The sequence below is a fragment of the Massilia sp. Root351 genome, from assembly GCF_001425045.1.
In the GTDB taxonomy this organism is placed as follows: domain Bacteria; phylum Pseudomonadota; class Gammaproteobacteria; order Burkholderiales; family Burkholderiaceae_D; genus Rugamonas.
This window is the reverse complement of the sequence record NZ_LMDJ01000033.1, coordinates 67,881-81,212: the sequence shown is the minus strand read 5'-3', so window position 1 is coordinate 81,212 and position 13,332 is coordinate 67,881. Positions and strand designations below refer to the sequence as shown.

Annotated in this window: 14 protein-coding genes and 1 tRNA gene; 5 read left to right on the top strand and 10 right to left on the bottom strand. The window is 66.6% G+C overall.

The window, feature by feature from the left end; translation table 11 throughout:
* Positions 1–2: 2 nt before the first annotated feature.
* From ASD15_RS25340 to ASD15_RS25320, 5 genes are all read right to left on the bottom strand, one after another.
* Entirely contained in the window at positions 3–362 is a 360-nt protein-coding gene (locus ASD15_RS25340) for an NADH-quinone oxidoreductase subunit A (RefSeq protein WP_057157819.1), read from the bottom strand.
* A gap of 186 nt (positions 363–548) precedes the next feature.
* A tRNA-Leu gene (locus tag ASD15_RS25335) sits at positions 549–633 on the bottom strand.
* Between the two features lie 132 nt (positions 634–765).
* Positions 766–1,209 carry a preprotein translocase subunit SecG gene (gene secG, locus ASD15_RS25330; protein WP_057157818.1) on the bottom strand — a complete coding sequence of 148 codons (444 nt, stop codon included), beginning with the start codon at positions 1,207–1,209 and terminating at the stop codon, positions 766–768.
* Between the two features lie 47 nt (positions 1,210–1,256).
* Entirely contained in the window at positions 1,257–2,009 is a 753-nt protein-coding gene (gene tpiA / locus ASD15_RS25325; protein ID WP_082552144.1) for a triose-phosphate isomerase, read from the bottom strand.
* Between the two features lie 113 nt (positions 2,010–2,122).
* On the bottom strand, positions 2,123–3,103 hold the full coding sequence (locus tag ASD15_RS25320) for an NAD(P)H-quinone oxidoreductase (protein WP_057157816.1): 981 nt from the start codon (positions 3,101–3,103) through the stop codon (positions 2,123–2,125).
* A 198-nt stretch (positions 3,104–3,301) separates the two neighbouring features.
* On the opposite strand from ASD15_RS25320, the gene ASD15_RS25315 reads away from it, so the two are divergent.
* From ASD15_RS25315 to ASD15_RS25295, 5 genes are read left to right on the top strand one after another with little or no spacing between them, the layout of a single operon-like run.
* On the top strand, positions 3,302–5,698 hold the full coding sequence (locus ASD15_RS25315; RefSeq protein ID WP_229418331.1) for a TonB-dependent siderophore receptor: 2,397 nt from the start codon (positions 3,302–3,304) through the stop codon (positions 5,696–5,698).
* A gap of 56 nt (positions 5,699–5,754) precedes the next feature.
* Positions 5,755–6,894 (top strand): alpha-hydroxy acid oxidase, encoded by a 1,140-nt coding sequence (locus ASD15_RS25310; protein WP_057157815.1) that lies wholly within the window; start codon positions 5,755–5,757, stop codon positions 6,892–6,894.
* Positions 6,888–7,571 (top strand): Fe2+-dependent dioxygenase, encoded by a 684-nt coding sequence (locus tag ASD15_RS25305; protein ID WP_057157814.1) that lies wholly within the window; start codon positions 6,888–6,890, stop codon positions 7,569–7,571. Before ASD15_RS25310 ends, ASD15_RS25305 begins: the two co-directional genes overlap by 7 nt.
* 25 nt (positions 7,572–7,596) lie before the next feature.
* The gene (locus ASD15_RS25300; protein WP_057157813.1) at positions 7,597–7,869 is read left to right on the top strand and encodes a PepSY domain-containing protein; all 273 of its coding nucleotides are present in this window, start codon (positions 7,597–7,599) and stop codon (positions 7,867–7,869) included.
* Complete coding sequence (locus ASD15_RS25295; RefSeq protein WP_229418330.1) at positions 7,856–8,386, top strand: cytochrome b/b6 domain-containing protein; 531 nt, start codon at positions 7,856–7,858, stop codon at positions 8,384–8,386. Before ASD15_RS25300 ends, ASD15_RS25295 begins: the two co-directional genes overlap by 14 nt.
* Positions 8,387–8,391: 5 nt before the next feature.
* Here the strand turns inward: ASD15_RS25295 and ASD15_RS25290 are convergent, their stop codons facing one another.
* From ASD15_RS25290 to ASD15_RS25270, 5 genes are all read right to left on the bottom strand, one after another.
* Entirely contained in the window at positions 8,392–9,009 is a 618-nt protein-coding gene (locus tag ASD15_RS25290; RefSeq protein ID WP_057157812.1) for a tetratricopeptide repeat protein, read from the bottom strand.
* Between the two features lie 57 nt (positions 9,010–9,066).
* Positions 9,067–9,843: a GIN domain-containing protein gene (locus tag ASD15_RS25285; protein ID WP_057157811.1), complete on the bottom strand. Its 777-nt coding sequence runs from the start codon at positions 9,841–9,843 to the stop codon at positions 9,067–9,069.
* A 148-nt stretch (positions 9,844–9,991) separates the two neighbouring features.
* Positions 9,992–11,038: a serine endopeptidase gene (locus ASD15_RS25280; RefSeq protein ID WP_057157810.1), complete on the bottom strand. Its 1,047-nt coding sequence runs from the start codon at positions 11,036–11,038 to the stop codon at positions 9,992–9,994.
* Positions 11,039–11,060: 22 nt separating this feature from the next.
* Complete coding sequence (locus tag ASD15_RS25275) at positions 11,061–12,626, bottom strand: ATP-binding protein (protein ID WP_082552143.1); 1,566 nt, start codon at positions 12,624–12,626, stop codon at positions 11,061–11,063.
* Positions 12,619–13,332, bottom strand: coding sequence for a response regulator (locus ASD15_RS25270; protein ID WP_181259912.1), 714 nt, complete (start codon positions 13,330–13,332; stop codon positions 12,619–12,621). Before ASD15_RS25270 ends, ASD15_RS25275 begins: the two co-directional genes overlap by 8 nt.

Sequence of the window (13,332 nt, the reverse complement as noted above, 5' to 3'; positions counted from 1 at the left end):
GCTTATTCCCAATCAAGGGCACCTTTCTTCCAGATATACCAAAAACCGACCACGAATTCGGCGATGAACACCATCATCGTAATGAAACCGGTCCAGCCCAGTTCGCGCATGGAGACGCCCCATGGGAAGAAGAATGCCGTTTCCAGATCGAACAAAATAAACAGAATCGCGACGAGGTAGTATCGTACGTCGAATTTCATGCGCGCGTCTTCGAAGGCTTCGAAACCGCACTCGTAGGGGGACAATTTGGCCGCGTCAGGCTTGTGCGGACCGAGCAGACGGCCGAGCACCTGGGGAAGTACGCCGACACTAATGCCGACGATCAGGAATAAGAGAACGGGGAAGTAATTTTCGAGGTTCATTGATGAGCTTAATGTTGAACGATCGGTTAGGAAGGCACCGCGCTACCCTGCGGTGCATTTAACGCTCGACCCCAATCAACATTGAGACCAGGATCAAACGACACATCCTCGTAAAAAAACCAGCTTAGGCCCGGGTGGAGGGAAATTCCCTGCCCAGACGCACCTGCTGGCTTTCTGTATTTCTTTTGGTGCCGACGACGAGACTCGAACTCGTACAGCTTTCGCCACTACCCCCTCAAGATAGCGTGTCTACCAATTTCACCACGTCGGCGTTAAGCCCGTTATTCTACAGTGATTTCACCGCTTTGTTAATGCGTATTGCGGAGAAACAAGAAGAAAACGGTAAAGCTTGACTGAATTCCTAGAGTATCAAGGGCTTCCTCGATTCCGGGAATATCAGGTATTACTTTTGCGGCGCAGGCGCAGGCGCTGCGGGAGCTGGCGCGGCAGGCGCCGATGCCGCAGGTGCGGCGGCAGGCACGCCGGCCGCCGCTGCGGCTTCAGCCGCGGTCGGCGCGGCCGGCGCGGCGGCCGGGATCGCTGCCGTGCCCTTGGTCGGCGCCGGCGCGGTGATCTTGTCCATCACGCCGCCACCGCTGCTGACACCGCGGCTGCTGGCCATCGACGCCAGCGCCAGCGTGGCGCCGAAGAACACTGCGGCGGCCACGGCAGTCGACTTGGACATGAAGTTCGACGAGCCGCTGGCGCCGAACAGGCTGCCCGAAGCGCCCGAACCGAAGGCGGCGCCCATGTCGGCGCCCTTGCCGTGCTGCAGCAGCACCAGGGCGATAATGGCCAGGGCCGACAGCACCTGGACGACGACGATGAGGTTGTGCAAAGTGTTCATGCTATTCCATTTCCAGTTGAAGGTGTTTCAGTTAACTCTTACCAGGCTTACTGCTCGGACGCGTGAACGATGGCGAGGAAATCCGCCGCCTTCAGTGCCGCGCCGCCAATCAGGCCGCCATCGATGTCCGGCTGGGCCAGCAGTTCTTTTGCGTTCTCAGGCTTCATGCTGCCGCCGTACAGGATCTGCATGCCGGCCGCCGCTGCCGCGTCGCGCGTGGCAACTTGCTGGCGCAGCTGCGCGTGCACTTCCTGCGCCATGGCCGGGGTGGCGGTCTTGCCGGTGCCGATCGCCCATACCGGCTCGTAAGCCAGCACGATCTTGCCCACGGCTGCCGTGTCCAGCACGTCCAGCACTGCCTGCAGCTGTGCGCACACCACCACGGCGGTGCGCCCTGCTTCGCGCTCGGCCAGCGTTTCACCCACGCACACCACCGGGGTCAGCCCGGCGGTCAGCGCAGCCAGCGCCTTTTGCGCCACCAGCTCATTGCTTTCCTGATGGTAGGCGCGGCGTTCCGAGTGGCCCACGATCACGTAGCGGCAAGCGAAGTCGGACAGCATGGAGGCCGCCACTTCACCCGTATAGGCGCCTGCGGCATACGCCGACACGTCCTGCGCGCCCCATGCAACCGGCGAACCCGCCAGCGCTGCCTGGCATTGTGCCAGGTAGGGCGCGGGCGCACAGACGGCGCAATCGGCCTGCTTGGCCAAGAAACCTGCCGTAATGCCGGACAACAGCACAGCATTGCTGTCGCGGCTGCCGTTCATTTTCCAATTTCCGATGACGAGTTTGCGTCGCATAGTAGCCTAAAGTTCAATAACCCGCTATTTTAACGCGAGCCGCAAACCGGGGTCAAACCAGTGCCGCCACAGTGTGGCGAAAAACTTGGCTATTTGATTACGTCGTAGCCCGGTCACGCGACTTGCAGCATGATTTTTCCGACATGGGTGCTGCTTTCCATCAGCGCGTGCGCGGCAGCGGCCTGCTCCAGCGGGAACACCTGGTGGATCACCGGCTTGATGGCGCCCGACTCCAGCAGCGGCCAGACCCGCGCGCGCAGCTGCGCCGCGATGCGCGCCTTGAACGCCACCGGGCGCGGGCGCAAGGTCGAACCGGTGACAGTGAGACGGCGGCGCAGCACCTGGCCCAGGTCCAGCGTGGCCTTGGCGCCGCCCAGCAGCGCGATCACGGCGATGCGGCCGTCGTCGGCCAGGCAGCCGATCTCGCGCGGCAGGTAGTCGCCGCCCACCATGTCCAGGATCACATCGACGCCCTTGCCGTCGGTCAGCTGCTTGACCACGGCGGCAAAATCCTCACTCTTGTAATTGATGCCGCGCGCGGCGCCCAATTGCTCGCAGATGCGCGCCTTGTCGTCGCTGCCGGCGGTGGCGAACACGCGGTGCCCCATGGCGGCGGCCAGCTGGATGGCCGTCACGCCGATGCCGGAGGTGCCGCCCTGCACCAGCAGGGTTTCGCCCTGCATCAGGTGGGCGCGGTCGAACACATTGCTCCACACGGTGAAAAAGGTCTCCGGCAGCGAGGCCGCCTCCAGCATGGACAGGCCCTTGGGCACTGGCAGGCACTGCTCCGCCGGCGCGGTGCAGTATTCCGCGTAGCCGCCGCCCTGAGCCAGCGCACACACCAGGTCGCCCTTGCTGAAGCGGCTGCCGGCCAGGTCGCCGTCGACAATTTCGCCCGCCACTTCCAGGCCGGGCAAGTCGGACGCGCCCGGCGGCGGCGCGTAGCTGCCCAGGCGCTGGAACACGTCCGGCCGGTTGATGCCGGCCGCGTGCACCTTGATCAGCACCTCGCCGGCCTTGAATTCGGGAATTGGACGCTCGCACAGGCGCAGCACGTCGGCCGGGCCGGGCTGGGAGATTTCTATCGCACGCATGGCTGCCCTCTCTCGGTAAAAACGGCGATTGTACGCGAGACGCCGCAGCGCCGCAGCGCCCGCCTCCTGCCCTCCAGTCAAGATAAGAATGACATTAAGAATGAGATCGATTCTTATTTACTTTGTGCCCAATGGTAACTATACTTTTGGCAACCTCGTTTTGCCCTAAACAAAATCGCACATCTCCAAGGAAGAATTTTGAGCCAGCCTATCCGCAAGCCAAAGAGCATACGCCTCGATCACGACAGCGCCTTCGGCGCCATGAAGAAAACCAGCCTGGCCATGGGCATCTCGACCGCCATGCTGCTGCCGCTGGCAGCCGGCGCGGCCGATGCCGCCCCCGCCGCCAAGGCCGAACAGCAACTGCCGGACGTGGTGGTGCTGGGCAAGCGCCTGGACCCGAACCCGAACGCCGAGCAAGGCGCCGCCTACAAGGCCAAGACCTCGGCCGACAGCCGCCACACCCGCCCTATCGCTGAAACCCCGCAGACCATCTCAGTGGTGACCAAGGCCGCCATCGACGACTCCGGCCTGACCGACCTGAAACAGATCCTGGGCGCGCAGCCCGGCATCACCCTGGGCACCGGCGAAAACGGCAACGCCTTCGGCGACCGCTACATCATCCGCGGCCAGGAAGCCCGCAGCGACGTGTTCGTCGACGGCCTGCGCGATCCCGGCATGAGCACCCGCGAGAGCTTCGCCATCGAGCAACTGGAAATCTCCAAGGGCCCGAACTCCTCGTTCGCCGGCCGCGGCACCGCCGGCGGCGCCATCAACGCCATCACCAAGCAAGCCACGCTGGACCACGACTTCACCCGCGTCTCGGGCGCCGTCGGCAGCGATGCACACCACCGCGCCTCGGCCGACATCAACAAGGGCTTCGGCGAGAACTTCGCGCTGCGCGCCAACCTGCTGGACTCCAAGGAAGACGTGCCTGACCGCGCGCCGTCGAGCCGCCGCCGCCAGGGCGTGGCCCTGTCCGGCCTGTACGAAGCGAACAAGGACCTGTCGGTCACGCTGGACTACTACGGCCTGCACACCCGCGACAAGATGCCCGACCTGGGCGGCTACCTGGTCGGCACCGCGCCGAACCGCACGCCGGCGCCCAACGTGCCCGTCTATGCCCAGGCCGACGACTTCCTCAAGTCGCAGATCGACACCTTCACCGCGCGCGTGAACTGGAAACTGGCCCCTGCGCTAAAGCTCACCAGCCTGACCCGCTACGGCACCGCCAGCAACGCCTACATCACCACCGGCGCCTCGTCCGGCACGCGCTACAACGGCGTCACCGGCGCCGCCTACACCACCGCCACGCTGGACAACGGCCACACCGGCTGGCAGGAAGTGGACTACTTCGCGCACCAGAGCAACCTGCGCTGGGACAAGCAGATCGGCGGCTTGAAGCATGAGTTCATCTTCGGCCTGGAATACACCGACCACAAAGTGCAGTCGGGCGCCTTCGCGCTGAACAACAGCGGCTTCAACTGCCGCAGCGCGACTGCGAATGCCATCCCGCCCGCGCAGTCCACGCCAGCCGTCGGCCCCAACAACGCGTACTGCTTCACCAACCCGAACGGCACGCCGGTGGCCGACCTGTCGCGCCTGGCCACCCGCAACATCCAGCGCCTGAACTGGAACCAGGACTGGCAGGTGAAAACCACCGCCCTGAGCGCGATGGACACCGTGGACCTGACCGACAAGTTCACCGCCTTCGGCGGCGTGCGCGCCGACCACTTCGAGCTGGGCCTGGTGCGCCGCAACGTGACCGCCACCACGGCCACCCAGACCGGCGACTACAGCTTCAACGACACCCTGGTCAACGGCCACTTCGGCCTGAGCTACAAGGTGGCCAACGACGCCATCGTCTACGCCAGCGCCGCGTCGGCGCAGGACATCAACGGCGGCGAGGCCGACTCGGGCACCGCCAGCGGCTACGGCGGCGCGGTCCTGTACAACGGCAACATCGCCGGCGCCAAGCCGGAAACCTCGGTGAACCTGGAACTGGGCACCAAGTGGGACCTGTTCGACCACAAGCTGCTGGCCACCGCCGCGCTGTTCCAGACCACCAAGAAGGACGTGATGGAAGGCGCCAACTACGACACCGTGGGCACCTTCAACACAGGGGAGAACCGCGTGCGCGGCATCGAGTTTGGCCTGGTGGGCAACTTCACCGACAAGCTGTCCGGCCAGATCGGCGGCGCCCTGATGACCTCGAAGGTGCTGGCCTCGGCCAACCCGGCCAACCTGGGCAACGCGCTGAGCAACTTCGCCAAGCAGACCTACTCGGCCCAGCTCAAGTACCAGCCCACGGACGCCTTCTCCTTCGGCGGCAGCGCGCGCCACGAGGGCGACCGCTGCGGCGGCCAGCCGGACACCGGCGCCGGCGTTGCCAACGGCGTGTGCTCGCAGCCGGTGCCGTCGTTCACCGTGTACGATGTGTTCGCCAGCTACCGCTTCAGCCGCCGCTTCGACCTGCGCCTGAACGTGCTGAACGCCACCAACAAGGACTACTACACCGCCGTGTACCGCTCCGGTTCCTTCCTGTACAAGGGCGACGCGCGCGCTGTGCGCCTGACCGTGAACTACGAGCTGTAATCGACGCTTGAAGCTTTAGGTACAATGCCGGGTCCAACCCGGCATTTTTCATTCCCATGACACCATCCGCCACCGCCCCCGCAGCGACCGCCCCCGGCATCCCGCCGGGCATCCGCTGCGCGGCCGACTACGAAGGGCTGGCGCAGCGCGCCATCGCCGCGCCCAGCTTCGCGTACCTGGCCGGCGGCAGCGGGCATGGCCTGACAACGGCGGCCAACCGCGCCGCCTTCGAGCGCTGGTCCATCACGCCGCGCCTGCTGCGCGACGTGCGCGCCGGCCATACCCGCGCCACGCTGCGCGGCGAAGGCTTCGCCCATCCGCTGATGCTGGCCCCGGTGGCCTTTCACAAGCTGGTGCACGCCGGCGGCGAAGTGGACACCGCGCGCGCCGCGCACGCCACCGACACCTGCCTGATCGCCAGCACACTGGCTTCCTGCACGCTGGAGGACATGGCGCGCGCGGCCGGTCGGCAGCGCTGGTTCCAGCTCTACTTCCAGCCCGAACGCGGCGCCACGCTGGACCTGTTGCGGCGCGCCGAAGCGGCCGGCTACGGCGCCATCGTGGTCACGCTGGACGCGCCGATCCAGGTGGCCAGCATGGGCGCGCTGGACCTGCAGTTCCGCATGCCGCCCGAGTGCGTGCCGGCCAACCTGCTGGCCTACCCCGAAGCGCCGCCCGCGCCGCCCGGTGAAGGCGGCAGCCGCATCTTCCAGGGCGTGATGCGCCACGCGCCGCTCTGGGACGACCTGGCCTGGCTGCTGGCGCAGGCGACGCTGCCGGTGTGGGTGAAAGGCGTGCTGCACCCGGACGACGCGCTGGCGCTGCGCGCGGCGGGCGCGGCCGGCGTCGTGGTGTCCAACCACGGCGGACGCAGCCTGGACGGCGCGCCGGCCAGCCTGGACGCCCTGCCCGCCATCCGCGCCGCGCTGGACGGCGTGGATGCAGCCTTCCCCATCCTGTTCGACGGCGGCATCCGTTCCGGCGCCGACGCCTTCAAGGCCCTGGCGCTGGGCGCCGGCGCCGTGGCCGTGGGCCGCCTGCAGCTGTACGCGCTGAGCGTGGCCGGCGCGCTAGGCGTGGCGCACATGCTCAAGCTGCTGCGCGAAGAACTGGAAGTGTGCATGGCCCTGGCCGGCTGCGCCACGCTGCAACAGATCACGCCGGCCGCCCTTACCCCCGCGAGAACACCATGCTGATTACGATAGACGATGTCCTGAGCAAGGACGAAGTGGCCCAGTTCCGCGCCTGGCTGGAAGGCGCGGCATGGCAGGACGGCGCCGCCACCGGCGGCAGCCAGGCGCGCCGCGTCAAGCACAACCTGCAACTGGACGACCACGCCGAACCGGCCATCGGCCTGGGCCAGCACATCCTGCGCAGCCTGGCGGCCAACCCGCTGTTCGTGTCGGCCGCGCTGCCGCGCAAGATCTACCCGCCCAAGTTCAACCGCTACGAAGGCGGCGGCAGCTACGGCACCCACGTCGACAGCGCCGTCATGCAGCTGCCCGGCAGCGGCCAGAGCCTGCGCAGCGACCTGTCGGCCACGCTGTTCCTGGCCGAGCCGGACGAGTACGAAGGCGGCGAGCTGCAGATCGAAACCGAATTCGGCGTGCAGGAAGTGAAGCTGGAGGCGGGCAGCCTGGTGCTGTACCCCTCGTCCAGCCTGCACCGCGTGACGCCGGTGACGTCCGGCGCGCGCCTGGCGTCCTTCTTCTGGATCGAAAGCCTGGTGGGCGACGACGGCGAGCGCAGCATGCTGTTCGACCTGGACCAGGCCATCCAGCGCCTCACGCCCGCGCTGGCCGAACACCAGCGCGAACTGGTAAAGTTGACCGGGATTTACCACAACCTGCTGCGCCGCTGGGCCATCACCTGATTTCAACCGCACTCAAGGAAAACCCATGAACAAGCAACTCGTCCGCCTCGCCCTGCCCTTGCTGCTCGCGCTGTCCGCCGGCGCCGCCTCGGCCCACGGCGACGTCAAATGCACCACCAAGCCCAAGTCCGAATGGAAGTCGCACGAGGAACTGGCGCAGAAACTGACCAAGGAAGGCTGGCAGATCCGCCGCATGGAAGCGAGCAGCTCCTGCTACGAGGTCTACGCCAAGGACCCGAAAGGCAAGCGCGTGGAAGCCTTCTTCGACCCGGTGACGTTTGCCCGTGTTGAAGAATAAAGCCAGGATAAAGGTCTGGGACTTGCCGGTGCGCCTGCTGCACTGGCTGCTGGTCTGCAGTATTGCCGCGGCCTGGTACACCAGCGGCCAGACCGGCCCGCTGCATGAGTACATTGGCTACGCGGCGGCGGCAACGGTAACGGCGCGCCTGCTGTGGAATTTTGCCGGCAGCCGCCATGCGCGGTTTGCCGAGTTCGTGCTGGGCGTGCGGCCCACGCTGGCCTACCTGCGCCAGGTGCGGGCCGGCACCGCGCCGCGCTACCTGGGCCACAATCCGCTGGGCGGCTGGATGGTGGTGGCGCTGCTGTCCTGCGTGGCGCTGGTCGCCTTCAGCGGCTGGCTCACCACCACCGACCTGCTGTGGGGCTACGCCTGGCCGGTGCTGATCCATGAAAGCCTGGCGTGGCTGCTGGTGGCGCTGATCGCAGCCCACCTTGCCGGCGTGGCGTTCACCAGCTGGCAGCACCGCGAAAACCTGGTCGCCGCCATGCTCAGCGGCGACAAGGCGCCCGACTGAACGGCTCAGCCGCCGCCGGTGCGCGACTGCTTCGGCAGCGGCGTGCCGACCTTCCAGCCGGCCGACAGCGCCTGCCCTTCCTCGATCTGCTCCGGCGTCATCTTCTTGACCACGGCGGCGCGCTGCTCGGCCGCATTGGCCGAGCCGTTGGCTGCGGCCAGGTTCCACAGCATATAGGCCAGCACGTTATCCTGCGGCATGCCGCCGATGTGGTAACGGTACATCAGGCCCAGCGTCTGCTGCGCGTCCGGATGGCCCTGTTCGGCCGCCTTGCGGAACCAGATCACGGCCTGCTTGTGGTCCTGGATCACCGCGTTGCCGGTGTAGTACATGGCGCCCACCACGTACTGCGCATCGGACTTGCCCTTGAGGGCCGCCTTGCGGTGCCAGTTCAGCGCCTGCTTGTAGTCCTGCGGCACGCCGCGCCCCATGTAATACATCAAACCGAGCAGATGCTCGGCGTCCTTGTTGCCGGCGCGCGCCAGTGGCTCGATCTCCTTGTAAGCCAGGCTGTAGTTGCGGTTGTTGTAGGCCGTGGCCCCTTCCGCGAAACCGGCCCGGGCGGCGTTGTGCACGCCCAGCGCGAAACCGATCGCGAGTAGTACTTGTAATAGTTTTTTCATGTTGCTCAAGAAATGGGTACTTGTGTCTCTTATTACCGCGCTCCCGCGCGGCACCATTTATTTCCAGCTGACCTTGCCGAGGCCGTCCACGCTCACGTTGCGGTTGGCCGGCTTGCCAAAGACTGTGACCGATCCCAACCCGCTAAGGTTCAAGGTGGCGTTGTCGCGCGCGGTCACGGTGGCGTTGCCCAGGCCGCTCAATTCGAGGCTGACGCTGTCGGCCTGGAACTGCTGTGCATTCAGGCCGCCCAGGCCGCCCAGAGTCGCTTTCAGCATCTTGCTGCGCCCGCCGAGGGTGACGTAGCCCGCACCCTGCAGGTCCAGCTCCACGCTGTCGTTCTCGCTGGCCCACACGTGCATGCTGCCGACGCCGCCCAGGTTCACGCGCATGGTGCGGTAGTCCACCACCACCTTCATGCTGCCGGCGCCTTCCAGGGTCAGTTCGATATCGTCGCCGCTGAAACCGGCCACCTCGGTGGTGCCCACCCCGTCCGACACCACCTGGCGCAGATTGGGCAGTACCAGCTCGGCGCGCAGCGTGGAGCGTTTCAGCTTGAAGCCGTGCACGTCCGAGTCCAGGTATAGCGTGTCGCCCGACTGGGCGGTGGTGATTTTGGCGATATAGCGCCTGTCGGCGGTGACGGTGAGCGAAGGCGCGTCGCCGCGCCGCAACTTCAGGTCGATCACCCCGTCCAGCTTGACCCGCACCACGCGCGCATCGATGGCGCGGGTTTCGGTGACGATCTCGTCGGCGCCGCGGGCGGCCGGCAGGATCAGGCCGAGGGCGGCCAGCAGCAGGCCGAAGTGGTAGAGAATACGGGCGGAAATGGTCATGTCTGGAATCCTCGGGGCGGCGGCCAATGCCGGCTGGCCGCACATTATCGGTATTCCAGCACTATACCCAAGCCCACCCTGCCCGCCCCCGGTTTTGCGACGAACTGCAAAAAACGCGGGGCAGATTACATTCTGGCGGCGGATTCGGCTACCGGGGGGTGGCCTGGGCGGCGGTGCCGCAGGCGTGGCAGAAGCGGCTGAAGGCGTTTTTGCGGGTCTGGCAGCTGCCGCAGTGGTCATACAGGCCGATGCCGCAGTGCGGGCAGAAGTCGATCGCCGGGTCTTTCAGGTCCACCTTGCGCTCGCAGCCGGGACACACGCTTTTCGCCAGCCGCGCCAGCGCCACGTCGTATTGCAGCGTCTCGCGGCGCTGCTGGTCGGACAGCGCTTCGGCGGCCTTCTGGCGCTCCAGGTAGCGCTGCAGCGAGACGATGGCCTGGCGCCCGATCAGCACCGTCAGCGCGATGCCGACGATGTAGCGCACATAGCCGCCGTAGCTCGGCAGATACGGCACCAGCTCGACGAAGAAGGCAAAGCCGGCGAAGATAATGAAGCCCCACACGAAAGGCCAGTACTTGCCCTTGCGCTGGGTCTTGAACAGCCAGCCCGCCACCACCAGCAGCGGCAGCGTGAGCAGCAAACGGTAGCCGAACACGCGCAGCTCCATGGCCCGCACGGCATCCATATACGGCCCGCGTGCCGCTTCTTCCAGCGCGTTCCACTGCTGCTGCGCCTTGTCCTTCGCCTGGCTGGCGTCCAGCTGGGCCTGTTCCTGCGCCTCCACCAGCGCCAGCGCCTGGCGCTCGGCGGCGGCCAGCGCGTCCAGCCCGTGGGTGCGCTTGATGACCTCCGGATCCTGCTCCGAGCGCGCGGTGGCGCTGCGCGTGGCCAGCCAGTTGTCGAAGGTTTCACGCGCCGAGTGGCTGTTGGCCACCGCCACCTGGTGCTTCTGGCGCGCCTGCTGCAAGGCGGCGCCGGCTTCGGCCTGGCGCTGCTCCTGCAGCGCCAGCGCGGCGCGCAACTGCTCGCTGCGCTGCGGGTCCATGAACTGCTCCAGGGCCAGCGGCCGCTCCACCGTGCCGAGATTGTCGACGATCTGCCCGCCCAGGCCGATCAGGAAACCGGCGAAGGCCAGCGCCACCAGCCACAAGCCGCGCTGGAACCATTTCTCGGACAACCGCAGTGATTTGCTCATGTCAGCCTTCTTCAGTGTTCATCTAAAGGGGAACGAACGCGCCGCCCGGCAGCACGATGGTGGCGCGAAAGCCGCCGCCGGGTGCGTTGGCCAACAGCAGTTCGCCGCCGTGTGCCTGCACGATACCACGGGCGATGCCCAGGCCCAGGCCCATGCCGCTGTTGTTTTGATTCCGGCCATGCTCGAGCCGCACATAGGGCTCGAACAAGCCCGGCAGCGCCTCCTCCGGCACGCCCGGCCCATGATCGCGCACTTCGATTTCGATGTTGCCGGCGTGTTCGCGCACCGCCAGCTCCACTTCGCGCCCATAGTGCAGCGCGTTGTTCAGCAGGTTGCCGATGGCACGCTTGAGCGCCAGCGGCTTGGCCGCCACGCTCAGGCCGGAAGCGCTGAACGACACCGCATGACCGGCCAGTTGCGCGTCGCGCACCATGCGGCCCAGCAGCGCGTCGAGCCGCACCTCGGTGGGATTTTCGTGGATGTCGCTGTCCTTCACCGTTTGCAGCGCGCCCTTGACCATCATGTCCAGTTCGTCGAGGTCGTCGTGGAATTCGCTTTGCATGGCCTCGTCGTCCAGCAGCTCGGTGCGCAGCTTGAGGCGCATGATGGGCGTGCGCAGATCGTGCGAGATGGAGACGAACAGCCGCTCGCGGTCTTCCATGTAGCGCTGGATGCGCTGGCGCATGGCCTCGAAGGCGCGCGCCGTGTTGACGAACTCGCGGCTGCCGGTTTCCGGCAGCGCGGGCGCGTTGCCGCCTTTGCCGAAGGCGGTGGCCGCCTCCGACAGCGCCGCCAGCGGCCGCGTGATCCAGCGCACCACCATGATGGACAGCAGCAGCACCGCCGCCAGCGACAGCGCCTGCAGCAGCAGCCGGTCGCGCGTGAGCGGGTTGCCGGTTTCAAGGAAGTACGGATTGGGCATCAGCGTGGCCAGGTAGAGCCAGTGGCCGGGGTCCATCTCGACCTGGATCAGCAGCACCGGCGCCGGCTTGGTCAGCAGGATGTGCTGCACCCAGGTGTCCGGCAAGTCCGCGATGGTGGCGCCGTTGTCGCCTACCGGCAGCCTGTCGGGCCAGGCGAAGGCCAGCCGCACCTGCGAGACATTGGGCAGGTCCTCCTTCAGCGTGGCGCGCACCTGCTTGAGCGCAGCGTCCGCCAGTTCCTGGCCGGCGATGGCGCGCACCTGCACCGGCGCCTGGTTGATGTTGACCAGGAAGCGCGTGCCGCCCATTTCGCGGAACTGCTGGATGATGAGCGGCCGGTAGTTGGGCGGCAGGCTGAGAAAGAAGCGCACCGCACTGGCCGCGCTGTGCGCCAGGTGCTGCGAAGCGGTGGTGGTTTCGCTGAGCGCCTCGGCGCGGCGCTGCGCAGCCCAGATGATGTTGCCCACCAACTGGGTCAGCAGCACGCCGATCACCATCACCAGCGTGAGGCGGCCGAGCAGGGACTGCGGCAGGATACGAGGCAGGATACGAGGCAGGATTCGAGGCAGGATTCGCGACAGCGCCCGGTCCAGCCAGCGCGCGCGCCGGCCAGCAGGGGCAGGGCCTGCACCGCCCGGACCGGACGGCTGGCTGCCGCTATGCATTGGACGCGGTTACGTCGGCCGAGAACACGTAGCCGGCGCCGCGCACGGTCTTGATCAGCAGCGGATTGCGGCCGCCGTCGTTCAGGCGCAGGCGCAAGCGGCTGATCTGCACGTCCAGGAAGCGGTCCAGCGGGCCCGAGTCGCGCCCGCGCGTGCCTTCGCACAGCGCGCTGCGGTCCAGGATGTCGCCCGCGTGTTCGACGAAGTATTTCAGCAGCTGGAAGTCGAGCCCCGTCAGCGGCACGATCTCGCCGGCCGCGTCGGTGACGGTGCGCGCCACCGTGTCCAGCGTGAAGCCGACGAAACGGTAGTAGCGCGGCGCCGACTCGTTGCCCATGCCGGTGCGGCGGTGGATGGCCTTGATGCGCGCCAGCAGCTCGCGCGGGCTGTAGGGCTTGGACACATAGTCGTCCGCGCCCAGCTCCAGGCCCACCACGCGGTCGGTCTCGTCGGAGCTGGCGGTGAGCATGATGATGGGCACATTGGAGCGGCTGCGCACCGCCTTGCACAGCGCAAAGCCGTCCGTGTCGGGCAGCATCACGTCCAGGATCACCAGCGACAGCTCGTCGGCGTAGCGGTTGAACTCGGCCAGGAAAGTCTGGCCGTCGTGGGCCAGGCCGACGTCGTACTGGTTTTTCTCCAGGTAAGTCTTCAGCAGGGTTCGCGTTTTTTGGTCGTCGTCGACGATCAGGATCTTGCGCATGAT